Here is a 23918-nt window from a genome sequence, read left to right as displayed (position 1 = left end):
CCCTATGCCTGAAGCCCGCTAACAGATACGCGGCAGCTGCTCGCCCGTCAGCATGTCGACGATTCGCTGTCCTCCGAACACCGTATGCAGCACCACGATGCCCGCCGGCTGCGTAACGACCTCACCGATCACGGCCGCCCGCGTGCCAGCCGGGTGCGCATGCATCGCCGCGAGTACGCTTGACGCGGCGTGTGCCGGAACTATCGCAACCAGCTTGCCTTCGTTCGCCAGATACAGCGGATCAAGCCCAAGGATTTCGCAAGCACCCTTCACTTCCTCGCGGATAGGCAGCGCGTTTTCCTGGATGCGAATCGCGACACCCGACGACACCGCGAACTCGTTCAGTACCGTCGCCACGCCGCCGCGCGTTGCGTCACGCATGCAATGGATGTCCTTGCATGCACCCAGCATTGCGGCGACCAGAGACCCGAGCGGCGCGCAATCGCTTGCTATATCCGACTGCAATGCAAGCTGTTTTCGCGCGACCAGGATCGCTGCACCGTGGTCACCCAGAAAGCCGTTCACGATCACCACGTCGCCTGGCTGCGCACGCCGCGCCGATATATTCACGCCGGGCGGCACAACCCCCACGCCCGCTGTGTTGATGAACAGCTTGTCCGCGCAGCCGCGTTCGACCACCTTGGTGTCGCCGGTCACAACAGACACGCCCGCTTCGACCGCGACACGCTGCATGCTTGCCGCCACGCGGCGCAGAACATCGACCGCCAGGCCCTCTTCAATCACCATTCCGCACGATAGAAACAGCGGTCTTGCCCCCGACATGGCAAGGTCGTTGACCGTGCCCGATACCGCCAGCGTCCCTATGTCGCCGCCCGGGAAAAACAACGGGTCGACAACATAGCTATCCGTAGTGAACGCAAGCCGGTCGCCAAGCCGCACGAAATCTGCGAGCGGAAACACCGCCTGGTCTTCGAGCGCGGCAAGCGCGGGGTTATCGAAGGTGGTGACAAATACGTCCTCGATCAGGTCGCGCATCGCACGGCCGCCTCCGCCGTGGGCGAGATTGATCGTGACATCGCGTAGCCTGCCGATCCGGTCGTTCATGCTTCCGCTCCCGGCTGAACCGTTTCCGGCGTAACACGCTTGTGTGCGAACAACGCCGATGTATCGATACGTGCATAACGATAATGCGCGGCGCACGCACCCTCGCTCGATACCATCAGCGAGCCGAGCGGCGTTTCCGGCGTGCAGGCGGTGCCGAATACCTTGCACTGCTGCGGCTTGATCACGCCCTTGAGCACCTCGCCGCACTGGCAGGATTTCGGGTCGGCGATCTTCAGGTTGGCGACGGGGAACTTGCGCTCCGCGTCGTAAGCGGCGAAGCGTTCGCGTATCCGTACGCCGGAATGATCGATCGATCCCAGCCCGCGCCACTCGAAGAACTCGCGCAACTCGAACACTTGCCCGATCGCCGACAGCGCCTGCGCATTGCCGTCCTCCGGCACGATCCTGCCGTACTGGTTCTCCACTTCACAGCGGCCTTCGGCGATCTGCCGCAACACCATCCACACGGATTGCAGCACGTCGAGCGGTTCGAACCCGGCGACAGTAATTGGCCGCCGGTAATGCTCCACAATGAACCGGTACGGCCGCGTGCCGATCACCATGCTCACGTGTCCGGGTCCAAGGAAACCGTCGAGATGCAGATCAGGGGAATCGAGAATGGCCTTGATTGTGGGGATGATCGTGATGTGATTGCAAAACAGCGAGAAGTTATCGACGCGTTGGGCGTGAGCCTGCAGCACGGTCATCGCGGTGCTTGGCATGGTGGTTTCAAAACCCAGCCCGAAGAAGATCACCTCCCGATGCGGATTCGCACGTGCAACGGCAAGCGCGTCGAGCGGCGAATACACCATCCGCACGTCGGCGCCGTCGGCCTTCGCTTTCAGCAGGCTCTTGCGCGAACCGGGTACGCGCATCGCGTCGCCGAAGGTCGTGAAGATCACTTCGGACCGCTCGGCGAGCGCCACGCAGTCGTCCACGCGGCCCATCGGCAACACGCAGACCGGACAACCCGGGCCATGGACGAACTCGACCTCGGGCGGCAGCATCTGGTGAATGCCGTACCTGAAGATGGAATGCGTATGACCGCCGCAGACTTCCATGATCTGCAACGGCCGTTCAAGGCCGCCACGGTCGCGCACGATCCGCTCGACCAGCCGATGGATCGCAAGCGTCAGCGTTCGCGCCTTGGCGGGATCGCGGAATTCGTCGACGTATTTCATGGCACGCGCTCCGCTGCCGCTGTGTCAGAGACATGCAGGCTGCCGCGTTCATCGGCGAGCAGCGTATGAACCAGGTCCCACAGGATGTGATAAATCGCGACGTGGGTTTCCTGGATACGATGAATGCTGTCGCTCGGCACCACGAGACAATGATCGAGCGCACCGGGTGCCCCCATCTTGCCGCCGTCGTGCCCGGCCAGGCCAATGGTCACCACGCCCATCTCACGCGCTTTCGCGAATGCGGCGAGCAGGTTGTCGGAGTTGCCGCTTGTCGACACCCCGATCAGGCCGTCACCTCGACGTGCCTGCGCCACCAGTTGCCGGACATAGATATGGGCGAAGCCGACGTCGTTGCCCACGGCCGTCATCATCGCGGTGTCGGCGACGAGGTTGACCGCGGTGAGCGCCGGCCGCCCGGCCGTCACCGGATGCAGGAACTCCACCGCGATATGCGCGGCGTCGCAACTCGAACCGCCGTTGCCCATTGAAAAAAGCCTGCCGTCATGGCGATAAACATCGGCAATCGCATGCGCGACTGCGACCACTGCGGCGGCGTTATCTGCGAAGAACGCGCGCTTGGCGTCGATGCTTGCCTGCGCCTTCTGCGCGACCGATTCGAGCAGCGCGGCATCGAGCTTTGCCGCGTCCTGATGCCCGCCGTGAAGGAACGGATACAGGCCCTGTAGCGCCGTGTGCTCAGTCATGGCGCGCTCCATCATGGTGGTTGAACGACTCGGGACGCGGGGGTTCACCACCCCCTTCCATCATCGCGGCCATCTCCGCCTGCGCCTCGCCGAGTTCACGCAGCAGGGCAAGCGTGCGCATGGCTTCAGCTTCGTCGAGACGGCTCATTGCAAAGCCGACATGCACCAGCACCCAGTTGCCGACACAGGCGGACGGCGGGCGTTCATCATCGATGATGAACGCGATGTTGATGATCCGCTGCACCCCGCCTACATCGACTAATGCGAGGTTATTGTCCGCGTCGCTGATCTCGACAATCTGTCCCGGGATGCCTAGGCACATGACGTACTCCGTGGTTCAACAAACGCGGACGCAAGGGCACGCGCGGCGGTGATTGCCGCTTGCCCCAGCGCAATGCCACCGTCGTTGGACGGTACCTGCCGATGTGTCAGTACATTAAGTCCGCATGCCGCAAGGCGTGCGTTGAGTTGTTCGAACAGCACGCGGTTCTGCATGACGCCACCGGACAGTGCGACAGTGCGAACCTGCGTGGGCACGAGCAGACGGATGGTCATCCGCACGATCGCCATGGCGAGACCTTTGTGAAAGCGCGCGGACATTACCGGCACGGAGGCGGCGCGCAGCATGTCGTCGAACAGCGCTATCCACATGGGCTTTGGGTCGATCAACAGCAAAGTACCCTTTTCCACGATGTCAAACGGATACGCCCGCGCGTCGTCTTCCTCGTGTAGCGTGCGGGTATCGATCAACGCTTCGAGTTCGATCGCCGCCTGCCCTTCGTATTGAACCCGTTCGCGGCACACGCCGAGCGCCCCGGCGACCGCATCGAACAAACGCCCCGCCGAGCTTGCGACAGGACTATTGATCCCGTCGTCGATCATCTGATCGAGCAGCATCAGCGGACGGTCAGCGAGAAAATGATGGAGGTCGAGGTTCGCGTATTGCTTCGCGAAACGCCGCCATCCGAGGCTCGCGGACAAATGCGCGTAGGTGTTGCGCCACGGCTCATAGATCGCGTAGGCGCCTCCGGGTAGCGCGACCGGTGTAAAACTTCCAAGACGCGCGAAATCCACGAAGCCGCCAAGCAAAAATTCGCCGCCCCATAGCGCGTTGTCCAGGCCCATGCCGAGCCCGTCAAGCGCGATGCCAAGAACGTCCGTGTCCAGACCGACATCGTTTTCCGCAAGGCACGCCGCGACATGTGCGTGATGGTGCTGGATCTCGGCGAGCGGTAAATGCCGCTGCTGCGCAATATCGATACCGAGCTTGCGCGACAGATACTCGGGATGCAGGTCGACTGCGACGAACCCGGCATCGTGTTCGAACAGATGCTGATAACGCGCGAGCGATGTCCTGTAGTCGCGATACGTCTCTTCGTTCTCCAGTTCGCCAATGTGATGCGACACAACCGCTTCGCCATCGCGTAGCAGGCAGAAAGTGTTTTTCTGCTGTGCGCCCATCGCGAGGACCGGCGGCGCGGCAGCAAGGTCGCGCGGCAAACGCAACGGCGCGGGAGCATAACCGCGCGAGCGGCGCAGCAGCCGAGATGCGCCGCCCATGACCCGCACGACCGAATCGTCCACGCGCCGCGCGATGTCGCGATCGTGCATCAGCCACGCGTCGGCCATGCCTGCGAGCCGCTGGCGGGCTTCGTTGTTATCGATGCACTGCGGTTCGTCGGCGAGGTTGCCGCTGGTCAGCACGACCGGACCGTCAAGCGATTGCATCAGCAGATGATGCAGCGGGGTTGAAGGCAGCATGAAGCCCAATGTCGCAATACCCGGCGCCACGCCCGGAAACGGGTCGGGCATGCCGCGCCCGGTCATCGACATCATCGGCATGATCACAATGGGGCCGGCAGGACTTTCAAGTAGAACCTCGTCCGCTGCGCTCACCACGCAGTAGCGTTCGATCATTGCCACGTCGCGCGCCAGCAGCGCGAACGGCTTGCGCTCGCGACGTTTCAGCGCGCGTAGCTTCGCAACAGCCGCACGGTCTGACGCGGCGCATGCAAGCTGAAAACCGCCCAGCCCCTTGATTGCCACAATGTTGCCGCGCCGGATAAAGCGGCGTGTGGTGTCCAGCGGATCGCCTTGCGCAAGCGAACCGTCGGCCTGCTCGAGCCACAGGCGTGGCCCGCAATGAGGACACGCAACCGGCTGCGCATGAAAGCGCCGGTCGGCCGGATCATCGTATTCACTCGCACAGGCAGCACATAGCGCAAAGGCGGCCATTGTCGTGTTCGGACGGTCATAAGGGATCGCCTGGATAATCGACAAGCGCGGCCCGCAATGCGTGCAGTTCGTGAACGCATATCCATAACGACGGCTCGCCGGGTCGAACGTCTCGTCGATACATGCGCGGCACGTCACCGCGTCCGGTACCACGCCGGTATGCGCGCGGCCGCTCGTACTGGCGACAATCCGGAACCCGCCCGAAGGCGGCGGCCTCTCATGCAATGCACGCCGTTCGATGAAATCGATACGCCCAAGCGGCGGACAACCGCTGCGCAAGCGCTCGACAAAATCATTGAGCGTACTTGTGCCGGCCCATGCGTGGATCAGCACACCTTCGCTGTCGTTGCCTACATCGCCGCTTATGCCGCAAGCGTGGGCAAGACGCCATACAGTGGGCCTGAAACCCACGCCCTGCACCAGTCCACGCACACGAATCACCTCACCGGCCCGGAATATCACGGGCGGTTCGCCGCGAACCGGAGGCGGACACAGGCTCATGGCCGTGCCCGTCACATGTTGCGGATACGGATATAGCGGCGGATATCCTTCAGGTTCGCCGCCACGCCAACGATCAGCCCGGACAACAACAAGTACTTCAGCAAGAACTTCATCATGCTCTCCAGTGCTCCTGCGACACGCTCCCGGCGTTGGCCACGGTGGTCTGCGCCTGCATGTTCTCGATCATTGTTTCAATGGTTTCCACGGCTTCCTGCACGGCCGCCGCGACGGGCTCGCTCAGTCCCATGCGGCCCTCCTGCCCATCCTCCGTGCCAAGACTTTCCGGCTCGCAACCGACCAGAACAATCCGGCCCACTTCGCCACCCGTCGCCTGGACGGCTTGAAGGACTTTCGCCGGATCGAGATCGTGCGGCGAAATCATGACGGGCGAGACCTCGCCTGTGAAACGCTCATGGGTGTTCTCTGCGGAAGGCTCGATCACATACAACCTGCCCGGTGGTCCGTCGCGGTGCGTTGCATCGACGAGAATGGCCAGGTCCACGCCGTCCAGCAGCGCGTAGTACAGGTCGATCCCGCGGATTCCATAGTCGATCACGCGGACCTCCGGCGGCCACGCATCATTGCGTCTTTCATGCAGGCGCCGCACGACTTCGACGCCGAAGCCGTCGTCACCCAGGAAGACGTTGCCGACTCCAGCCACCAGGATCGACGTCATGACGGCCGCTCCTCGCGCAACGGCTCGATCTCGTCGGGCGCGAAAAAGAAACGATGACCCGGCATGCGCGCAAGGCCAAAGTCTCGGCCGGGATCGCAGTCGATCGTCACCGCCACATGGACGTGGTCCTCGAAGTCACGCTCGATCGATTCAATGGTCGCTATCTGATCGCGCAAAGCCAGGTCGAAGATATCGGCACGGGCGTGGGGATGCAGCACCACGCGCGAGCCAACCTGCAACGCCACGCCGTCGACGTTGACGCAGGCAAGAGGAGGCATGGCGTCAAGCTCCGCCCAGGGAGCCGTGTCTTCGGGGGCCTCGCCGGTTTCCTCGGATACATCGCGCCAGCCCGTATCCATGCGCACGTCGCGCAAGGTTCCGTGCAGCCGCTGCAGGTCGCTCGCGGACAGGTTTTCGGTGCGCTCAAGCAGCGCGCGCGAACGTTCATCGCCTGCGGCCATCTCACGCTTTTCGGCATCGGTCATGGTGAGGATACGCAGCGTCAGGATCTCGTCGATCTCGGTGGCATCGAAGAGATCGCCGGCGCTTTCCGGCGCGACCTGCGGGTAGTCGTAGAGGATGATGGGCGCTGCCAGCATGGTGTCGTGGCGTTCGCCCGAACCAACCAGTACAGGCCATAGCCCGATGTTCTTGCAATCCGCGACCGCTTCAGCCTGCTCGTCCGGCGGCTCGATCGACGAGACGAACTCGGCGCCCTCCACGGCCAGCACCGCGTGGCATGACAGCAAGGCGAACGACGAAGCGGCATCGCGATTCAGGCGCTGCGGTTCGTCAACCGGTGTCACGTTGACAATGCGGACTGTGAGCCTGAAGGTGCGTTCGCCGATTCGCGTGGCGCAGCATTCCACCCGGCCATCGATTGCAGCGCGTGTGCGCACCAGCGCGCCGCACACACGCCCGTCCGTTTCCATCAATGGTTCTACCGCGCGCTTTCCGGCCAGTGAAAACGTCTGACGCAGTCCCTCCATACACAATCCACCCAGGGTCAATGCAAGGACTTCGACATGCTGCTCAGCGGCTTCCTGCCACGCGTCGAAGCGCCTGCCGCCCACTTCCAGCGACGCTACCGACCGCGACGGCAACGCATCCAGTCCTGTCCATGCAGCCTCAGGCTCGTTCAACTCACGCACGTCCCGTTCGATCAGATGCAGGAAACACGGCCGCACCGTTACGCGCGTTTCGTCGTCGCCTTCGATCACGCATTCGGTCTGCATCATCGATGCATCACTGCCGGACCAGTCGGCCCACGTCTGCGGATACACGCTGCCAAAGGTCCAGCGCTGCCGGTTCTTCACCGAGGACGGCCTGTACGGATAAAGCATGTATCCCTCGTACAGCACGGCCTGAACAATCCCCTCGATGGCGTTCATTGCAAGCCTCCTTGAGCAGGCCATGCCTGTTCGGCGCGGCGCTCGTCCAGCAGGGCCGTAAGCGCTTCGTCCCAACCAGTCAAGCCTCGCTCTATCCGGTAACGCTCCAGCCGCTCGAAGACCCCGCGCTGCACGCACATCCACGCGTTGTTCGGATAGTAGTAATCGCGCATCGCTCGCCATGTCGCGACCGGCAGCCGGAAGGCGGCTTCCTTGTGCCACGGAACACGCGCGACTTGCAGCGCGCCGTCGCTTTCACGATAGAAAATCGTCCCGCTGAATTGGAGCATCAACGGGATTTCCCCGTCTCCCAGCGCATCGAAATACTTCGCCGCCGCGACATTGAAGTCGAACGTGCACGCCACGGGCAGATCGACCGTGCAAGTACCGGTGAAGGCGGGAACCGCCGCATTGGCGTGCGTCCACAGCAGGGTCCGCAAGGTCTGCGACCAGCGCTGCGCTACACCGAACAAATCGCTGAGCCGCGCCTGATCGACCGGCTCGTAAGTCCGCCGGGTCGCTTCTATCTGGATCTGGCAATGCAGCGCGAGGCTCGCGATTTCCTCCTGAGCGGCCGCCCCGTTCGGCGCGCTCCTGCTGGTCACGCGCAGCTTGAACACCAGCAGCGGCGACACCGAATGCAGCGCGATCTCCGCACCCTCGACGACGAAGTCAAGATCAGGCATTCGGCACTCCCTCGGGCAAACGCTCGCCAGCTTTCAGCGCCGCAAAACACGCACGGATCGCGCGCCACGCATCCACACCGCCCGACACTCCGCGCCAGCGCGCCCGGATCACACCGGTCAGCGCATAACACTGGTCAATAGGCACGCGGTAATACTCACGCGCGCCTTCCACGCGATTCACCAGCAGCGCTTCGACATCGGGTTCGAGGGTATTGAGGACGGGGTTGCCGGCAACGAGAACTGCCCACGCGCTCAGGTCGAGCGAAGACTGCATCGCGCCGGCTGCACCCGGGTACATCGCGATCACGCGTTGCGCCGAATCCCGGTAGAAAAACGCAATGCCAATGGGGATCGCCAACGCGTCCCATTGTTCATCGCTCAGACGAAAGTCGCCAAGCCAGCGAACTTTTTCCGGCACCCGCTTGTAGCGCGCGTTTTGCTGGTTGCCGAACAGCAACGCGCATGCGCGGCAGCAGCAACGCAGCGCTTGCTGTTCCCGTTCGAGCAGATGAGGATGAGTGCCGTCGAGTGGTTCGCCACACAGTTCACACAGCACCGTCACCGGCGGCCGGGCGAACGTGCGCAACGCAGCTGCCCAGCCACGTTGCGTGTGTTCCCCAGGTCGCCCATCCTCGCGTGCGCTCATGATGTTGGCAGTGTTGCGACGAACCGCAGCTCGTGGACATTGACGTCCGGCATCCCGTCTATTTCAATGCGCGCCACGTCCGGCGCCTGGTCGAAGATCGCCCGCTCAATGTCGTTCTGCACATCGGCAGGGGTGACGTGCTTGCCGGTCAGCACGCCCGCCAGACGAACGCGCACCAGGTCCTCCCGTGCATCGACCAGTTCGATCCTTACGCCTTGCGCACCCAGCGGCGCCCGCAGCCCATCGACCGCGTGCTCGACGCGGCTGGCCAGGTCCTGCGGATGCAACCCATGCAGCAGCAACACAGCGCTGACCTGTTTGTCCTGCACCAGCCGGGCGACGATCGGACCATCGGCGCCATCCGCCTCGGTCACGATCTCGGCCAGCCGCGCAAGACCGCTTGCGTGCAACTCGAGCACCACCTGCAACAACGCCTGCGTAATATCACGCGCATGCGTGTCGTCCAGCGTCTCCAGTGCTGCAATCAGTTCGTCGATGCGCCGTTGTTGTTCTTCAAGCACGCGCCCGTCGCTCATGAGTGCCCTCCCGGCTTCATGCCCGGCGGAACGCCGAAGGTCGGCGAATGCGCGACATCGACAGTCTTGCCATCCCCGACATACATATGCACACCGCACGGCAGGCACGGATCGAAACTGCGCACCGCCCGCATGATGTCGATGCCCTTGAACTTGTCCGGCCCGTTCTCTTCGAAGATCGGCGTGTTTTGCACCGCGTCTTCATACGGTCCGGGCGTGCCGTAGATGTCGCGCGGATTCGCATTCCACGGAGTCGGCGGATACGGATGGTAGTTCGCAATCTTGCCGCCCTGGATCACCAGGTGATGGGAGAGCACACCCCGCACAGCTTCGTGGAAACCGCAGCCGATGGCTTCATCGGGCACCTGGAACGGCGTGAAAGTGCGCGTATGGCCCGCATGCAATTCGGCCAGCGCCTTCTCCGCAAAATGCAGCGCACAGGCGGCCGCATAGGCCTGGAAATACGTGCGCGCGCGGTCGCGTTCAATCGCGTTGCTCCACTTCGGGATCTTCCATTCGAACTCGACTTCGGGTTTAAGCGCTGTCTTCGGCAAATAGATCTTCACGCTGCGACCCGTCGACTTCACATAGCCGATGTCCACGAGGCCCGCAAGCGCGGTCGTCCACAACCGCGCTATTGGACCACCGCCGGTATCGAGCGCGAGGTGATCGCCGGTGCGCTTGTCGTACCAGCGCGGCGACATCACCCACGTGTAGTTGCCGTCGAACTTGCGTTTCTGCGGCCGCGGGATGGTCGTCTGGTTCCATGGGTGTTTACGATCGACAGGATTACCCAGCGGATCCTGCCGGACAAACGTCTCCTCATGATCCCAGTCTTCATAGAACGAACTGCCGAGCAGGATGCGGATATTCAGGTTGATCTCGACCAGGTCCGTGGTCACCAGTTCGCCGTCCACCACTACGCCCGGTGTGACGAACATGCTGCGGCCCCAGTCGGTCATCGTCTTGTAGTTGTAGTCGCATACATCCGGGTCCTGGAACGACCCCCAGCACCCGAGCAGAATCCTGCGGCGCCCGACTTCCTCGTAGCCTGGCAGTGCCTCATAAAAAAAGTCGAACAGGTCGTCGTGCAGCGGCACGACCTTCTTCATGAACTCCACATACTTCATCAGACGCGTGATGTAGTCCGTAAAAAGCTGTACGGTCGGCACCGTTCCCACGCCACCGGGATACAGCGTTGAAGGATGCACGTGACGGCCTTCCATCAGGCAGAACATCTCGCGGGTATAACGGCTCACATGCAGCGTCTCGCGATAGAACTCGCCCGTGAACGGATTCAGCGCGGTCATGATGTCCGCGATGGTCTTGTAGCCGTGGATCTCCGCATGCGGCGCAGCGGTCTTATGCGCTTTCGCCCAGACGCCGGGGTTGGTTTCCTTGACCATCTGCTCGCAGAAATCCACACCCACCAGGTTGTCCTGGAAGATGTTGTGATCGAACATGTACTCGGCCGCCTCGCCGAGATTGACGATCCATTCCGCCATGTTCGGCGGTTTCACGCCGTAGGCCATGTTCTGCGCATACACCGAGCAGGTCGCGTGATTGTCGCCGCAGATGCCGCAGATCCTGCTGGTGATGAAGTGCGAATCGCGCGGGTCCTTGCCCTTCATGAAGATGCTGTAGCCGCGAAAAATAGACGATGTGCTGTAGCACTCGGCAACCTTACGCTGCTCGAAATCGATTTTCGTATAAATGCCGAGACTGCCAACGATCCGCGTGATCGGGTCCCAGTTCATCTCGACCAGTTTGGCAGGCTCTGACGCCTTGCCTGACTTCAATTCAGGTGCCGCAATATCTGCCATGACCCCCTCCTGGATACCTCTGTCTCTCGCCGCGACCGCCATGATCCTGATCAGCAGCAGTGCCCATGCGCGTTCCGCGCAGCCGTTCAGCGACGATAGCCGGTCGTCAGCACAGGACGGTTATGCCGCCATTTCGGTTCGTCGTTGACGGTCGAATTGGTCAACTTGCGCAGGCTGCGAATGAGTCCGCCGTAGGACTTGATGAGATTCGACGAGAGGACTGCGCCCGGGGGCTGGTCCATGAACGGCATGAACTTGTCCGGGAATCCCGGCATGGTGCAGCCGATGCAGATTCCGCCCACGTTCGGGCAACCGCCCACGCCGTTGATCCAGCCGCGTTTGGGCACGTTGCAATTGACCACCGGACCCCAGCAGCCAAGCTTCACAATACAGTTCGGACTCCCGTATTCCGTGGCGAACAGAGCCTGTTCGTAGGAGCCCGCGCGGTCGCAACCATCATGCACGGTGCGCGTGAACAGCCACTTGGGACGTAGCGCTGCGTCCAGCGGAATCATGGGCGCGAGGCCTGCCAGTTGATACAGCAGGTATAGCAGCGTCTCCATGAAGTTGTCCGGCTGGACCGGACAACCCGGGACGTTCACGATAGGCAGGCCCGCTTTCGATTTCCAGTCCCAGCCAAGGTAGTCCGCCAGGCCCATGCAACCCGTGGGGTTGCCTTCCATGGCATGAATGCCGCCGTAGGTCGCGCATGTGCCCGCGCCGACGACAGCCAGCGCTTTAGGCGCCAGGCGATCGAGCCATTGCGGAATGGTGATGGGTTCATGCGTGTCGGGGTCCGTTCCCATGGCAGCCCAGTATCCCTCCCGGTTGATCTTCTCGTTCGGGATCGAGCCTTCCACGACCAGCACGAAGTTATCCATCTCACCCCGCGCCGCAGCATGAAACGGCGCCATGAACTCCGCGCCGTTTTCATAAGCCAGCACCGGATTGTGCAGATGAACCTTCGGTAGTCCGGGAATTGCGCCGAGCAGCACGTCTTCAATGCTGGGCTGCGTGGCGGCGGTAATCGATACGGAATCGCCGTCGCAGCCGAGGCCCGCGGTGATCCACAGGATATGGACTTCGTTCAGTGCAGGGGCGTGTTGAGTCTTGCGGCCATAGGGAATGGCGCTTTCCGGATCCATGATGGAACCTCCTCGCCTGCTGGCGAATGTGTGACAGCCCCGCGGATTGCAACGTGTCTGTTGCTGGCCGTGGCGGGGAACCGCCTTTAGCGAACACACGGGCGCGGCGATCAATGAATGGTCGCGATGGCCTGTCTGTCCGCTCGTCTTTCCGGTGCGCGTTGGGTCGATAGTCAGATTTCAATCATCTCTATCGCCTGCATGACCGTGTTTTTTTATTCCCTTAAATATAGTTCTTAACGCTAGTCAATCAACCGGTTTCTGCGAATGTTTTCCCGCACGCCGGTGCGATAGCGCGGCGCTTCCGTTGACAGCCGTTTTTTTAACTCGCGACGAATATGCTTGTTTAACCCTCTGATTTAAATGCGGGTAGCGCCATGCTTTACCGCTGCCCGATTGAGCGAGTGGATATTGCTGCCTGATTGCGCGCCCTTGGCCAGGTCGGTGTATCGGCTCGGATTCCGCTATCCCGAACTCGTGCGCAACGCGTACCTGATGCCGGATCTCATGGCGGCGGACACCCCTGAAACACCGAACAGACACACGGTGGTCACGGACTTGCCGCAAGCTTTGGTTCGGCATTGATCCGGGACACTCCGGGCGGCATCGGAATTTTTTTTGACGTAAAATTGCCCGGCGTCTTAAGTATTGGTAAGTTATGCCGTAACCCACGTAATGGAGTGTGATCTTAGACTGCCTCCGGCTCAGGGATCCATCCTGAGCGCAAAGCGCTCCCCAGCAGCGGAGCGCCTCTCCAGAGGCACGTATGTCGCACGCAACCCAGCCACTGTCCCGCGTGGCATTGATCCTGTCCTCGGCGCTCGGCGACTCGCTGCTGATGATGACAGTTGCACGCAACCTCAGGCTGAACGGCGTGGCGGTCACCGTGTTCGGCCAGCAAATCAATAACATGCGTAGCTGGTTTCCCGGTACGGACATCGAACCGGAACTGCACCTGGACGATTGCGCCGAAAAACTCGCCCGTTTCGACACCGTAATCCAGCTTCACGCCAACAAGCCGTTCGTAAACCTTGAGCGGCTGCATCCGAAAGTCATTGTCCTGGCCCATCTGTGCAGCGCCAATTCGACGGAGTCGATGGCGGAACGCCTGACGCGCTTTTGCCGCGACGAACTGCGCCTCGCGCTCGTCGACAAAGGCAACGGCATCACGCCCCTGCCCGGCCTGACCCATCGCCAGCGCTCGCTGCGCGTGGCTATTCACCCGATGGCAAGCACGTCCGACAAATGCTGGCTGGCGTCGCGCTTCATCGGACTCGCGATCAAGCTGCGGGACAGCGGCTTCGACCCGCAGTTCGTCGTGGCGCCGGAGGAGCGTGCGCATTGGACCCACATTGAACAATTCGGACTGACGCTCGCCGATCTCGGACCGCTCGATCAGGTCGCCGCGTGGCTCTACGAGTCTGGCTGGTTCATCGGCAACGACTCGGGTATCGGCCATCTCGCGTCGAGCCTGCAGATCCCCACGCTGTCGCTCTTCATGCGCCGCGGCACTGCACGCACATGGCGTCCCGGCTGGGGCGTCGGCCAGGTGCTGATCGGCAGCGCATATCTGCCGACCGGCCGGCTCAAGGAGCGTTACTGGAAATACATGCTGTCGGTCAACAAGGTGTGCGACGCCTTCGACCGTCTGCGTGCGCTCACCTCCAACGCCTGAATGCGCGAAAGCGCGAACGCATGACTCATTCCACCAATCTCTCGTCGGCTCTGCGCGCCCCGGTCGGCCGGGTAGCGTTCGTCACGTCCAATGCGATAGGCGACACGCTGGTGTCCATGGTGATCGTGAGGAACCTGATGGACAACGGTGTCGACGTCACCGTGTACGGCACGCCCGCGCACGCGCTTCGCCACTGGTTTCCCGGCGTCGCCGTACGCGCGCTTCCGCAGGACGACCTGACCACCACGTTCGCCGGTTACGACACGGTTTTCCAGATGCAATGGAACCAGCCGCTGCGCGATCTCGTCGATGTCCATCCTCACGTGGTGACGCTGCAGGACGTCGAATTCGGCAACCGGCCGGGCTGCATGGCGCAGCGCTTCGCTGACTTCTGCCGGGATGACCTGGCGCTGCGCGAGCCGGTGCTCGATAACGGGATTACAGCGCCTGCGGGCCTCGTGCATCGCAGGAACAGCAAGCGCGTCATGATTCATCCCGAGGCCAGCACGGAGGACAAACGCTGGTTCTCGCACCGGTTCGTGCGGCTTGCCCAGCGTCTGCGCAAGCGCGGTTATGACGTGCAGTTCGTGATCGCGCCGCATGAGCGCGAACGCTGGCGCCATCTTGCGGCATTCGATATTCCCGCGCCCCATTTCGAGAACCTGCACGAGCTTGCCTGCTGCGTGTACGAGTCGGGCTGGTTTATTGGCAATGACTCGGGCATTGGCCATCTCGCGTCGAATCTCGGCATTCCGAGCCTGAGCCTTTTCCGGCGTCGCCGGGTAGCCGAGCGGTGGCGGCCCGCGTGGGGCGTGGTCGATGTGGTGTTGCCGTGGCAGTGGGTGCCGACCGCCTATCTGAAAGAGAAGCTATGGCGGCAAACGCTCACGTGCAACCGCGTGCTCGCAGCGTTTGCGCGGCTGACCCGGCAAGCCTCCCGCACCCATGGCTAGAGGGAGTGGTTGGAGAAAGTGAGCCACGTGGCGGCTAAGCGTAGCTATTCACTGCTTCGGCGCGTTTCCAGGCGGGTTCCGACGGCATGACATCGAGTTCCTCGAAGTCGATAGCGCCCGCGCTCAGCCCGGATGGGGTGAAGACATAACCGCGCCCGCGAATGGTCTGGATCAGGCGCGGAGTGGACGGGTCGGGTTCGACGATCCGCCGCAGCCGGCAGACCAGCACGTCCAGCGAACGGTCGCAATGCCCTTCGCCGGCGCCGCGCAATTTGTCGGCAATGATCCTTCGGGACAGCACTTCCAGCGGATGTTCGGCGAAGAGGCGCAGCAAGGCGAACGTGCTCGAATGCATGGCGACGGGCACGCCGTCGCGCGTCAGCATGCGGGCGCGGAAATCGATGACAAAGTTACCAATCTCGCACCGGCCCGTGGCACTTACCGGCGAGTTCGATTTGTGCGGCGCGCGGCGTAGCACATTCTCGACCCGCGACAGCAGTTCGCGTGGATTGCAAGGCATCCTGACGTAGTCATCGGCGCCCAGTTCAAGGCATACGATCAGTTCCACCGAGTCGAGCGTGTCGCCGATCACGATCACCGGGGTGTCATGGCCGGCCTGTTCCAGCTCGCGCAGGACGGCTGACGCCCTCATGTCGGGCAAGCCGTCCCGCAGCACGATCAGCGCCGGGACGTCGTGCTGCATGCGTCCGATCAACGCGCGGCCGCTGCTGAGCGTATGGACGTCCATGTAGCGGCTTTCCAGGACATCGCGAAGATTTCCGTGGATCGCCGGATTGGCTTCGACAAAAAAGATGCGTGTTTTCATCTGGGTTTCTTTCCTGAGCGGTGGTCTTTTGTGTGGTGCTAGGGCCGTGCCGGTGCTGGGTTTTTAGGGTCTGGGGGAGCGGTCGGGGTCAATGCCGGGGTGCTGCTTTCGGTGTTAGCGGTCTGCAAGAGTCGGATTTTCTCTTTATCACTATTAGCCACTGTGCGTGGCGGCACGTCATTTCTTTGTCCAAAGCGACAAAGAAACGAAGCAAAGAAAACGCTTTAACCGCTCTACCCTAAGTGTCCACAGCGTGCAGTTCCAATTCATGGGTGCCCCAAAAGCACGGTGCTCGCTAGAGCCACGGATGTGTGAAACCCTCCTTCTCCGAACACGGATACCCACACGCTTCGCCACCAGTGATTGAACCTGCCCAAGGAGCACCCCGCGCTATCCGCGAACAACCCTCCACCGAATTTGTATGGATCACGAACCACGTAGATAACCCACCTGGAAACAAAGCCGCAGAAATGCACAAGGCCGTAATTTCGAAAATAACCGTGCAGCTCACGCAGCCAACCCACCAAGAAGTGAAGCAGTAAATACCCGTGATGCAGAGCAGGTTCCTCAGCATGTGTGCTTGCCCGAGAGCACTGGTGGCGAAGCGTGTTCATGTCAGGATTCGCGAGAAGGAGGGGTTCACACATCCGTCGCTCTGCCGAGCACCGTGCTTTTGGGGCACCCATGAATTGGAACTGCACGCTGTGGACACTTAGGGTAGAGCGGTTAAAGCGTTTTCTTTGCTTCGTTTCTTTGTCGCTTTGGACAAAGAAATGACGCGCCGCCACGCGCAGTGGCTAATAGTGGTAAAGAGAAAATCCGACTCTCGCAGACCACTAACCCTGAAAGCACCAACCCTGCACTGACCCAGACCACTAACCCTGGCAACCCGACACAAACCCCACCCCTTACGCCCTCGGCAACACCACCCTCGCCGGCAACTCGCGGTCATCCGTCACGAGGTACTGCGGACCATTCCTGTGCGAGCGCATCCGATGCCGGATCTCATCCTCTGACGCATCGCCCGGCACCGCGAGACATGAATACTGGCCTTCGCGATTGACCCATTCCACGATCCTGCAGCACTCGCCCCAAGGCCGCAGCAGCGTTTCCGACACCCGGGCGCCACGCATCTTGATGACCCGTTGCACAGCGCTCGCGGCGCTCGCCTCGGGTGCTTTCGGTGCCGAACGCGTACCCTGTTCCAGGGGCGGCGCCGAGACGCGTCCGAAGACCTTCCACGGGGTGTGCTGAACGCTCGACGCGGTATGCATGTGTTCTCTCCAGAATCGACAATGAATCGGCGGTTGAATAGGTGATGAGCCGGTAGTTAAGCGGTTCGGAATAAATGACGTTATCTGCAGGATCAGATACTAGTCAGGCATCACGCACTGACAATGAACAAAAGAAGGAGAAATCGTGGAGGTTGGCCGGGAACGTCGCGGGAACGTGGGACAGCTCCCCTGTTTCCACTAAAATCCGCGAATGCACAGCGAAACACACAGCGACCCCCTCGGCGCACAGGCCCTCTCACCCACGGCCCAAACGCCGCCCGGCAGCTCGCGTAACATTTGGAAAGCACTCGGAACCCGCTCCCGGGCACGGGCGGGCAAGATTCGCTTCGGCATTACGTGGAAGATGTTCCTCGCAGTGCTGATCGCCTGCCTGACCATCTCGCTCACAATGGGATATGCCCTGCGCCTGAGTTTCGAGAACGGCTTCCTGCATTACGTCCGCGCGCGCGACGCCGGACGGCTAAACGCCGTCATGGCAAAGGTCACGGCCGAATACGCCGCCCACGGCAGCTGGAATTTCCTGCGCCAGCATCCCGAAGAGTGGGTAACGCTCCTCGACGCCGCCCATGATCAGGCCCTCAGGCAGGAGATGGTCGAGGCGCAGACAAACAAGCTGCCGAGCTGGCGCACCTTCCCCGGCAGTGCCAGCGTGCAGCAAATGCTCGGGCCTCTGTCGGGCAAGGAAGAAGGGCCGCATTGGGGCATGCGGCTGCCGGCCCCGGCGTTCGCCGACTCCGGCGTGGCAGCAAGCCGCGACCGCGGGGTCGGACGGGATATGACGTTCGACGAACCGCCGCCCTACGACCGTCCACCTCCGCCGCGTCCGCCGCCAGGGCGCGGCGGACGTGGCGCTCCCCAGCCTGCCACGCTCTACGACGCCAACCATGACCTGGTCGCGACCACCGACTCCGAACCTCCGCCTGACGTCGCCCTCAAGCCGGTGGTCTACAACGGCAAGATAGTCGGCTGGGTCGCGGCCAACGCGCCCAACACGCTCTCGGACGCCGCCGATATCGCGTTCCAGGCACAGCAGGCGCGTGCAACGTGGGAGATTGCCGGCGTGGCCGTGATCGTGGCGGCACTCGTTGCCATGCTGCTTGCGCGGATCGTGCTGGCGCCGGTCAAGCGCCTGATGATCGCCACCCACCGGCTCGCGGGCGGCGACTACACCACGCGCGTGGCAGCCGGACGCCGGGACGAACTGGACCGGCTCGCGGGCGACTTCAATGTGCTCGCGGATTCGCTGCAGCGCGCGGAACGCTCGCGCCGGGATTTCATTGCCGATATCTCTCACGAATTGCGCACGCCGCTCGCGGTGTTGCGCAGCGAACTGGAAGCGATCGAGGACGGCGTGCATGCGTTCGACCGCCATTCGCTGGCGTCGCTGCAAAACGAAGTCGCGATGCTGAACAAATTGATCGAGGACCTTTACGAGTTATCGTTGAGCGATGTCGGTGCGTTGAGCTACCGGAAGGTGCCGGCTGACATCGACCAGCTGGTGCGCGCATCGGTCGACGCGATGCGGGAGTCGTTCAGGGCCAAGCAGATTGCGTTGAGCCTGACGCTGCCGGAAGCGTCCGGGGATGGGTCGAATGAGTCGGCGGGCATGGTCTTCCAGGTCGACCCCGCGCGCTTTGTGCAGTTGCTTAAAAACCTGCTGCTCAATTCGTTGCGTTATACCGATCCGGGCGGAAGCGTGTGCGTCTCGGTGAGCGTCGGCCCGCACGGCTGGCAGCTCGATATCCAGGATTCCCTGCCGGGTGTACCCGCCGAGGCGTTGCCGCATTTGTTCGAACGCCTGTATAGAGTCGATGAATCGCGCAGCCGCCAGAGCGGTGGCGCAGGCTTGGGCCTTGCGCTGTGCCGGGCCATTGTGACCGCGCACGGCGGAACCACCCAAGCCCGGCCGTCACCGCTTGGCGGGGTCTGGATAACAGCACATTTTGAACCGGAAGGAGTGGCGGCATGAGTACCGAGCGACGCGGCGTTCGTATCCTGATCGTCGAGGATGAGCCGAAACTGGCCGCGGTCATGGCGGACTATCTGCATATCGAAGGATTCGAAACGACGTCGATCAGCGACGGCGCCGAAGTGATCCCGTTCATTCGCACCACCCCACCCTCGCTGATGCTGCTCGACCTGATGCTGCCCGGGCGCAACGGCATGGATATATGCCGTGAGGTACGGCAGTTCTCGACGCTTCCGGTGATCATCCTGACGGCGCGTGTGGATGAAGCCGATCGTCTGCGCGGGCTCGAAATTGGCGCCGATGATTACGTCTGCAAGCCCTTCAGCCCACGGGAAGTCGTCGCGCGGGTGAAGGCAATCCTGCGCCGCGCCGCGCCGCCTGCAACCGCCGTCGCACCCGTGGTAACGGGCCTTGAGGTGGACCAGGAATTCCATAGCGCACGGCTCGACGGCGAGGAGCTGAAGCTCACGCCGGTCGAGCTGCGCATGCTGGCTTTGCTGATGAAATCGCCGGGCAGGATCTTCCCGCGCGACTACCTGCTCAACCAGCTTTACGACGACCACCGCGTGGTGACCGATCGCACCATCGACAGCCACATCAAGAACCTGCGCCGCAAACTGCAGGTCGTGCGTCCCGACAGCGAACCGATTGTTTCGGTGTACGGCGTGGGGTATCGGCTGGAACTTTAGCGGACGTCTTTAACGCTTTAGCCGGCGCCTCTAACGGCTGGCTTTAGTGAGTATTCAGGCGCCGGCGGGTTTGCTTTCTTCAATGAACGCGCGAATGACGTCGCTGAAGTTGCGGTCCGCCGCGAGCCCCAGCTTTTCGCCTCGCTGCGTCTCCCAAGCCCCCGGCCAGCTCCCGACAATCTTTTCGATCTTCGGGTCCGGTTGCCAGTCGATCAGCGCAGCCACTTCTTCCCCCGCCACTTCCTTCAGTGCATCGACCATTTCCGTCACGCTGACCGACAGTCCCGGCATGTTGACGACCGGCCATGTGCCGAGCTCGGCCTGTTCAAGCTCGCACCCGGCGATCAGCGACTCGATTGCCTGCTTTGGCGACAGCAGCCATAAACGCACGTCCCCACCGACCGGACATACCGCGCGCTCGCCATTCAACGGCTCGCGAATGATGCCGCTGGCAAATGACGATGCCGCCGCATTGGGCCGGCCCGGACGCACGCTGATGGTTGGGAGCCGCAGCACGCGGCCATCGACAAAACCCCGCCGCGAATAATCGCACAGCAGCAACTCCGCGATCGCCTTTTGCGTTCCGTAGGATGACTTCGGATTCAGCGCGGTATCGTCGCGGACCATCTCGGGCAGCGTGCCGCCGTACACCGCGACCGAACTCGTGAACAACACCCGCGGCGCGTGGCCGAGCGAGCGGCACACATCGAGCAGCAGGCGCGACGCGTCCAGATTGATGCGCATGCCCAGTTCGAAATCCGCTTCCGCCTGACCGCTCACGATTGCCGCCAGATGGAAGATCGCATGAGTGTCTGCGCCAATGCACCGTTCCAGCACGCTGCGATCCGCAATGTCGCCGGTCTCGGCGCGCACGCGTTTGTCGCCCAGGTCCGGTGGCCGCACCACGTCCAGCAGCATGAGTCCGGTGATCGGCTTGCCCAGCAGCGTGCCGCGTTCGAGAAGACGGCGAGCGAGCCGTTGTCCGAGAAAACCGGCGCCGCCGGTAATAAGAATGTTCATGCTGCCCTCACGCGCGTTGCAAATAAGATTTGATCCAGCCGAGCCCGTCTGATGTGGCGGCTTTCGGCCGGTATTCACAACCGATCCAGCCCTCGTAGCCGAGCGAATCGATCAGGTCGAACAGGTACGGATAATTCAGTTCGCCCAGGTCCGGCTCGTGCCGTTCCGGCACGCCCGCGATCTGGATATGACCGATGCCCGCATTCGGACGTCTCATGTCGCGCCTGAGCTTGACCGCGAGGTCGCCCTCCACGATCTGGCAGTGGTAGCAATCGAATTGCACCTTGAGGTTCGGCGCGCCGATCTCCTCGCAGATTGCCTGCGCGTCGTCCTGGCGGTTGAGGAAAAACCCGGGGATATCACGCGTATTGATAGGTTCGATAACGATCGTGATGCCCGCTGCGCGCGCGGCGTTCGCCGCCCGTTCAAGGCTCTTCAGATACACCGCGCGATGTTTTTCGCGCGACTGTTCCGGCGTGATCAGACCCGCCATCACATGCAAGGTCTTGTTGCCGAGCACGGCGGTATAGTCCAGCGCTTTATCGAGTGCACGCGCGAACTCGTCCTCGCGTCCCGGCAGCGAAGCGATCCCGCGTTCGCCCGCCGCCCAGTCGCCCGGCGGTGCGTTGAACAAGGCCTGCGTGAGGCCGTGTTCGTCAAGCCGCGCCTTGATGTCAGCTGCGGCGAAGTCATAGGGGAACAGGAACTCCACGGCCTTGAAACCATCTTTCGCGGCGGCGGCGAAACGGTCGAGGAACGCATGCTCGGTGTACATCATGGTGAGATTGGCGGCAAAACGGGGCATAACATGGACTCCTTGAATGAGTTCAGCGATTCACGAGCTTGGCAGGCACCAGCCACGTGGCAATGGCGCCGATCACCAGCATCCCGGCGAGCACGTACATACCCGTCGCCGTGCTGTGCGTCAGGTCCTTCAGGTACCCAATCATGTATGGGCTCGCAAAGCCCGCCAGATTGCCGATCGAATTGATCACCGCAATCCCGGCGGCCGCCGCGGCGCCCGACATGAAAGCCGTGGGCAGCGACCAGAATAATGGCGCACATGTCAGCACCCCGGCGGCAGCAACCGAGAGCGCAATAATCGATACCACCGTATTACCCGCGAACGATGCGGCCACCGAGAAGCCGACTGCTGCAGCAAGCGCCGGCACGATCAGGTGCCAGCGGCGCTCGCGCCGCTTGTCCGCGCTATGGCCCAGCACGTTCATCACCACGATGGCGACCAGAAACGGAATCGCGCTCAGCAAGCCGATATTGAACGCCCCGCTCACGCCCGTGGACTTGATGAAGGTTGGCATCCAGAACGTCAGGCCATACTGCCCGGTGACGAACGCGAAGTAGATCAGCGACATCCACCACATGCGGCTGTCGGCAAAAAGCGCGCGCAGCGAATGTTTGGTGCTGTCGCCGGCATGCTGGGGCTGCGCGCTGATTTCATCTTCCAGCAAGCGCTTTTCGCGTTCACTGAGCCACTTCGCGCCGCGGATGTTGTTGTCGAGATAAAGGATGGTCGCAATGCCGATCAACAGCGCCGGGACCGCTTCGATCAGGAACATCCACTGCCAGCCTTCAAAGTGCCGGCTGTCCGAGAACGTCTGCATGATCCAGCCTGACAATGGATTGCCGAAGATCCCCGCCACGGGAATAGCGGACATGAACACCGCGACAATCTTCGCTCGCCGGTGCGACGGGAACCAGTAGGTCAGGTAAAGGATCACGCCGGGGTAAAAACCGGCTTCGGCCAGCCCGAGCAGGAAACGCAGGATATAAAACTGCGTGGGGGTTTTCACAAACACGAAGAGCGCCGAGAGAATGCCCCACGTGATCATGATCCGCGCGATCCAGATGCGCGCGCCGATCTTGTGCATCAGGATATTGCTTGGCAGTTCGAACAGAAAATAGCCGAAGAAGAATACGCCTGCTCCAAGACCAAATACGGTCTCGCTGAAACCGAGATCCTGCGACATCTGCAGCTTCGCAAACCCCACATTCACACGATCCAGATAGGCCACCACGTAGCACAGCATGAGAAACGGCACGATGCGCCAGAACACCTTCGAATAGGTGCGGGTGAGTTCCTTGTTGTCGTAGGCAGATGCTGCAGGCGTGCGCGGGCCGCCAGGCACCGCTTGGTCAGGGGTCATGCTTGGTCTCCGGGAAGCAGTATCGGGTTCGTTGATTCGGCGATTCTGTTGCGTCAGTGAAGTGACGTGGCGCGTTGGGCGCTACCAGCGCACGTTGAAGGTCTTGCGCAGATCATCGATAGCCGCTTCGTCGAGCGGCTCCGGAACCGGTGCGTTGATCGAGCGCGCAAGGAGCCAAAGCCGTGCGGTTTCCTCCAGCTCTTCCAGCGCGTACGACGCATGGCTGACCGATTTTTCCCAGACCACGGGACCTAGCCGGTCCAGCAGCACGGCCCACACCTTTGACGCCAGCGCCGCGACCTGTTCCGCGACGGCAGGGTCGCCCGGGCGCCGGTAAGCGATCAGCGGCACATGCCCGACCTTCATCACGAAGTACGGCGTGATGGGCGGCAAGACGTCGTCGCGGCGCCAGATACCGGCGAGCGTCAAGGCGACCAGATGCGTGGAGTGCGTGTGGACGACACCCTGCGCCTCGCTGTTGTTCTCGTAGATCTTGCGATGCAACGCCAGCGTCTTCGACGGTTTGCCGCCGGACACGTGGTTACCCGCTGCATCGACCTTCGCAATATCGGCTGGATCGAGACGGCCGAGGCAGGCGTCGGTCGGCGTGATCAACCAGCCGTCGTCAAGCCGCGCGCTGATGTTCCCGGCGGTGCCAACGGTATAACGGCGCTCGTAAAGACTCGCGCCCGTCTCGCAGATTTCCTCGCGGATACGGTTCTCGTTCGTCGCCATGG

General features: G+C 62.1%; 23 protein-coding genes. 4 read left to right on the top strand and 19 right to left on the bottom strand.

Annotated features, from left to right (window positions below):
* Positions 1 to 18 precede the first annotated feature (18 nt).
* The 13 genes from hypE to ABH944_RS06840 all read right to left on the bottom strand — a co-directional run bounded on the left by hypE (position 19) and on the right by ABH944_RS06840 (position 12589).
* Complete coding sequence (hypE, locus tag ABH944_RS06900; protein WP_404604883.1) at positions 19 to 1065, bottom strand: hydrogenase expression/formation protein HypE; 1047 nt, start codon at positions 1063 to 1065, stop codon at positions 19 to 21.
* A complete protein-coding gene (gene hypD, locus ABH944_RS06895) occupies positions 1062 to 2246 on the bottom strand; it encodes a hydrogenase formation protein HypD (protein WP_404604885.1) in 1185 nt (394 codons plus the stop codon). The genes hypE and hypD overlap by 4 nt, the downstream gene beginning before the upstream one ends.
* Positions 2243 to 2950, bottom strand: a complete 708-nt coding sequence (locus ABH944_RS06890) for a D-sedoheptulose-7-phosphate isomerase (RefSeq protein ID WP_404604886.1) — start codon at positions 2948 to 2950, stop codon at positions 2243 to 2245. Before ABH944_RS06890 ends, hypD begins: the two co-directional genes overlap by 4 nt.
* A complete protein-coding gene (locus ABH944_RS06885) occupies positions 2943 to 3272 on the bottom strand; it encodes a HypC/HybG/HupF family hydrogenase formation chaperone (protein WP_404604887.1) in 330 nt (109 codons plus the stop codon). Before ABH944_RS06885 ends, ABH944_RS06890 begins: the two co-directional genes overlap by 8 nt.
* Positions 3263 to 5686 carry a carbamoyltransferase HypF gene (gene hypF, locus ABH944_RS06880; protein ID WP_404604888.1) on the bottom strand — a complete coding sequence of 808 codons (2424 nt, stop codon included), beginning with the start codon at positions 5684 to 5686 and terminating at the stop codon, positions 3263 to 3265. Before hypF ends, ABH944_RS06885 begins: the two co-directional genes overlap by 10 nt.
* A gap of 11 nt (positions 5687 to 5697) precedes the next feature.
* Positions 5698 to 5802, bottom strand: a complete 105-nt coding sequence (locus ABH944_RS06875; protein ID WP_404604890.1) for a DUF6893 family small protein — start codon at positions 5800 to 5802, stop codon at positions 5698 to 5700.
* The gene (locus tag ABH944_RS06870) at positions 5799 to 6362 is read right to left on the bottom strand and encodes a hydrogenase maturation protease (protein ID WP_404604892.1); all 564 of its coding nucleotides are present in this window, start codon (positions 6360 to 6362) and stop codon (positions 5799 to 5801) included. The genes ABH944_RS06875 and ABH944_RS06870 overlap by 4 nt, the downstream gene beginning before the upstream one ends.
* Positions 6359 to 7753 carry a hypothetical protein gene (locus ABH944_RS06865; RefSeq protein WP_404604894.1) on the bottom strand — a complete coding sequence of 465 codons (1395 nt, stop codon included), beginning with the start codon at positions 7751 to 7753 and terminating at the stop codon, positions 6359 to 6361. The genes ABH944_RS06870 and ABH944_RS06865 overlap by 4 nt, the downstream gene beginning before the upstream one ends.
* A complete protein-coding gene (locus ABH944_RS06860) occupies positions 7750 to 8439 on the bottom strand; it encodes a DUF6084 family protein (RefSeq protein ID WP_404604896.1) in 690 nt (229 codons plus the stop codon). The genes ABH944_RS06865 and ABH944_RS06860 overlap by 4 nt, the downstream gene beginning before the upstream one ends.
* On the bottom strand, positions 8432 to 9085 hold the full coding sequence (locus ABH944_RS06855; protein WP_404604897.1) for a DUF5947 family protein: 654 nt from the start codon (positions 9083 to 9085) through the stop codon (positions 8432 to 8434). Before ABH944_RS06855 ends, ABH944_RS06860 begins: the two co-directional genes overlap by 8 nt.
* Entirely contained in the window at positions 9082 to 9621 is a 540-nt protein-coding gene (locus ABH944_RS06850; protein ID WP_404604899.1) for a NifU family protein, read from the bottom strand. The genes ABH944_RS06855 and ABH944_RS06850 overlap by 4 nt, the downstream gene beginning before the upstream one ends.
* Positions 9618 to 11444, bottom strand: coding sequence for a nickel-dependent hydrogenase large subunit (locus ABH944_RS06845; protein ID WP_404604901.1), 1827 nt, complete (start codon positions 11442 to 11444; stop codon positions 9618 to 9620). The genes ABH944_RS06850 and ABH944_RS06845 overlap by 4 nt, the downstream gene beginning before the upstream one ends.
* An 86-nt stretch (positions 11445 to 11530) precedes the next feature.
* Positions 11531 to 12589 (bottom strand): NADH-quinone oxidoreductase subunit B family protein, encoded by a 1059-nt coding sequence (locus ABH944_RS06840; RefSeq protein WP_404604902.1) that lies wholly within the window; start codon positions 12587 to 12589, stop codon positions 11531 to 11533.
* Between the two features lie 766 nt (positions 12590 to 13355).
* Here ABH944_RS06840 and ABH944_RS06835 point away from each other — a divergent pair.
* The gene (locus tag ABH944_RS06835; RefSeq protein ID WP_062090438.1) at positions 13356 to 14264 is read left to right on the top strand and encodes a glycosyltransferase family 9 protein; all 909 of its coding nucleotides are present in this window, start codon (positions 13356 to 13358) and stop codon (positions 14262 to 14264) included.
* Positions 14265 to 14284: 20 nt separating this feature from the next.
* Entirely contained in the window at positions 14285 to 15217 is a 933-nt protein-coding gene (locus ABH944_RS06830) for a glycosyltransferase family 9 protein (RefSeq protein WP_404604904.1), read from the top strand.
* A gap of 34 nt (positions 15218 to 15251) precedes the next feature.
* On the opposite strand, the gene ABH944_RS06825 is transcribed toward ABH944_RS06830, so the two are convergent.
* Together ABH944_RS06825 and ABH944_RS06820 are read right to left on the bottom strand one after the other, a co-directional pair.
* Entirely contained in the window at positions 15252 to 16043 is a 792-nt protein-coding gene (locus ABH944_RS06825) for a winged helix-turn-helix domain-containing protein (protein ID WP_404604906.1), read from the bottom strand.
* A gap of 908 nt (positions 16044 to 16951) precedes the next feature.
* Positions 16952 to 17317, bottom strand: a complete 366-nt coding sequence (locus tag ABH944_RS06820; RefSeq protein ID WP_404604907.1) for a DUF2866 domain-containing protein — start codon at positions 17315 to 17317, stop codon at positions 16952 to 16954.
* A 211-nt stretch (positions 17318 to 17528) separates the two neighbouring features.
* Between ABH944_RS06820 and ABH944_RS06815 the strand changes: the two genes are divergently transcribed.
* Positions 17529 to 19307 carry an ATP-binding protein gene (locus tag ABH944_RS06815; protein ID WP_404604908.1) on the top strand — a complete coding sequence of 593 codons (1779 nt, stop codon included), beginning with the start codon at positions 17529 to 17531 and terminating at the stop codon, positions 19305 to 19307.
* Positions 19304 to 19996: a response regulator gene (locus ABH944_RS06810; RefSeq protein ID WP_404604910.1), complete on the top strand. Its 693-nt coding sequence runs from the start codon at positions 19304 to 19306 to the stop codon at positions 19994 to 19996. The genes ABH944_RS06815 and ABH944_RS06810 overlap by 4 nt, the downstream gene beginning before the upstream one ends.
* A 54-nt stretch (positions 19997 to 20050) precedes the next feature.
* Here ABH944_RS06810 and denD read toward each other — a convergent pair whose 3' ends face one another.
* The 4 genes from denD to otnC all read right to left on the bottom strand — a co-directional run bounded on the left by denD (position 20051) and on the right by otnC (position 23916).
* Positions 20051 to 21016 (bottom strand): D-erythronate dehydrogenase, encoded by a 966-nt coding sequence (denD, locus tag ABH944_RS06805; RefSeq protein ID WP_404604911.1) that lies wholly within the window; start codon positions 21014 to 21016, stop codon positions 20051 to 20053.
* A 7-nt stretch (positions 21017 to 21023) separates the two neighbouring features.
* Positions 21024 to 21821 carry a 2-oxo-tetronate isomerase gene (gene otnI / locus ABH944_RS06800; RefSeq protein ID WP_404604913.1) on the bottom strand — a complete coding sequence of 266 codons (798 nt, stop codon included), beginning with the start codon at positions 21819 to 21821 and terminating at the stop codon, positions 21024 to 21026.
* Between the two features lie 22 nt (positions 21822 to 21843).
* On the bottom strand, positions 21844 to 23181 hold the full coding sequence (locus tag ABH944_RS06795) for an MFS transporter (RefSeq protein ID WP_404604914.1): 1338 nt from the start codon (positions 23179 to 23181) through the stop codon (positions 21844 to 21846).
* Positions 23182 to 23262: 81 nt separating this feature from the next.
* Positions 23263 to 23916: a 3-oxo-tetronate 4-phosphate decarboxylase gene (otnC, locus tag ABH944_RS06790; RefSeq protein ID WP_404604915.1), complete on the bottom strand. Its 654-nt coding sequence runs from the start codon at positions 23914 to 23916 to the stop codon at positions 23263 to 23265.
* Between the last annotated feature and the right edge of the window lie 2 nt (positions 23917 to 23918).

The sequence above is a fragment of the Caballeronia udeis genome (assembly GCF_044909315.1).
Lineage (GTDB): Bacteria > Pseudomonadota > Gammaproteobacteria > Burkholderiales > Burkholderiaceae > Caballeronia > Caballeronia udeis_A.
Note: the sequence above shows the minus strand (reverse complement) of the source record. Positions and strands in the feature narration are given on the sequence as shown.

Excerpts from the sequence above, each read along its gene's own strand:
- ABH944_RS06825 (WP_404604906.1), bottom strand. The coding sequence starts at position 16,043 with ATGAAAACACGCATCTTTTTTGTCGAAGCCAATCCGGCGATCCACGGA.
- ABH944_RS06850 (WP_404604899.1), bottom strand. The coding sequence starts at position 9,621 with ATGAGCGACGGGCGCGTGCTTGAAGAACAACAACGGCGCATCGACGAA.
- hypD (WP_404604885.1), bottom strand. The coding sequence starts at position 2,246 with ATGAAATACGTCGACGAATTCCGCGATCCCGCCAAGGCGCGAACGCTG.
- ABH944_RS06885 (WP_404604887.1), bottom strand. The coding sequence starts at position 3,272 with ATGTGCCTAGGCATCCCGGGACAGATTGTCGAGATCAGCGACGCGGAC.
- ABH944_RS06810 (WP_404604910.1), top strand. The coding sequence starts at position 19,304 with ATGAGTACCGAGCGACGCGGCGTTCGTATCCTGATCGTCGAGGATGAG.
- ABH944_RS06860 (WP_404604896.1), bottom strand. The coding sequence starts at position 8,439 with ATGCCTGATCTTGACTTCGTCGTCGAGGGTGCGGAGATCGCGCTGCAT.
- ABH944_RS06835 (WP_062090438.1), top strand. The coding sequence starts at position 13,356 with ATGTCGCACGCAACCCAGCCACTGTCCCGCGTGGCATTGATCCTGTCC.
- ABH944_RS06840 (WP_404604902.1), bottom strand. The coding sequence starts at position 12,589 with ATGGATCCGGAAAGCGCCATTCCCTATGGCCGCAAGACTCAACACGCC.
- ABH944_RS06845 (WP_404604901.1), bottom strand. The coding sequence starts at position 11,444 with ATGGCAGATATTGCGGCACCTGAATTGAAGTCAGGCAAGGCGTCAGAG.
- ABH944_RS06830 (WP_404604904.1), top strand. The coding sequence starts at position 14,285 with ATGACTCATTCCACCAATCTCTCGTCGGCTCTGCGCGCCCCGGTCGGC.
- ABH944_RS06820 (WP_404604907.1), bottom strand. The coding sequence starts at position 17,317 with ATGCATACCGCGTCGAGCGTTCAGCACACCCCGTGGAAGGTCTTCGGA.
- hypF (WP_404604888.1), bottom strand. The coding sequence starts at position 5,686 with ATGAGCCTGTGTCCGCCTCCGGTTCGCGGCGAACCGCCCGTGATATTC.
- ABH944_RS06890 (WP_404604886.1), bottom strand. The coding sequence starts at position 2,950 with ATGACTGAGCACACGGCGCTACAGGGCCTGTATCCGTTCCTTCACGGC.
- ABH944_RS06870 (WP_404604892.1), bottom strand. The coding sequence starts at position 6,362 with ATGACGTCGATCCTGGTGGCTGGAGTCGGCAACGTCTTCCTGGGTGAC.
- ABH944_RS06815 (WP_404604908.1), top strand. The coding sequence starts at position 17,529 with ATGCACAGCGAAACACACAGCGACCCCCTCGGCGCACAGGCCCTCTCA.
- otnI (WP_404604913.1), bottom strand. The coding sequence starts at position 21,821 with ATGCCCCGTTTTGCCGCCAATCTCACCATGATGTACACCGAGCATGCG.
- ABH944_RS06875 (WP_404604890.1), bottom strand. The coding sequence starts at position 5,802 with ATGATGAAGTTCTTGCTGAAGTACTTGTTGTTGTCCGGGCTGATCGTT.
- denD (WP_404604911.1), bottom strand. The coding sequence starts at position 21,016 with ATGAACATTCTTATTACCGGCGGCGCCGGTTTTCTCGGACAACGGCTC.
- ABH944_RS06795 (WP_404604914.1), bottom strand. The coding sequence starts at position 23,181 with ATGACCCCTGACCAAGCGGTGCCTGGCGGCCCGCGCACGCCTGCAGCA.
- hypE (WP_404604883.1), bottom strand. The coding sequence starts at position 1,065 with ATGAACGACCGGATCGGCAGGCTACGCGATGTCACGATCAATCTCGCC.
- ABH944_RS06855 (WP_404604897.1), bottom strand. The coding sequence starts at position 9,085 with ATGAGCGCACGCGAGGATGGGCGACCTGGGGAACACACGCAACGTGGC.
- ABH944_RS06865 (WP_404604894.1), bottom strand. The coding sequence starts at position 7,753 with ATGAACGCCATCGAGGGGATTGTTCAGGCCGTGCTGTACGAGGGATAC.
- otnC (WP_404604915.1), bottom strand. The coding sequence starts at position 23,916 with ATGGCGACGAACGAGAACCGTATCCGCGAGGAAATCTGCGAGACGGGC.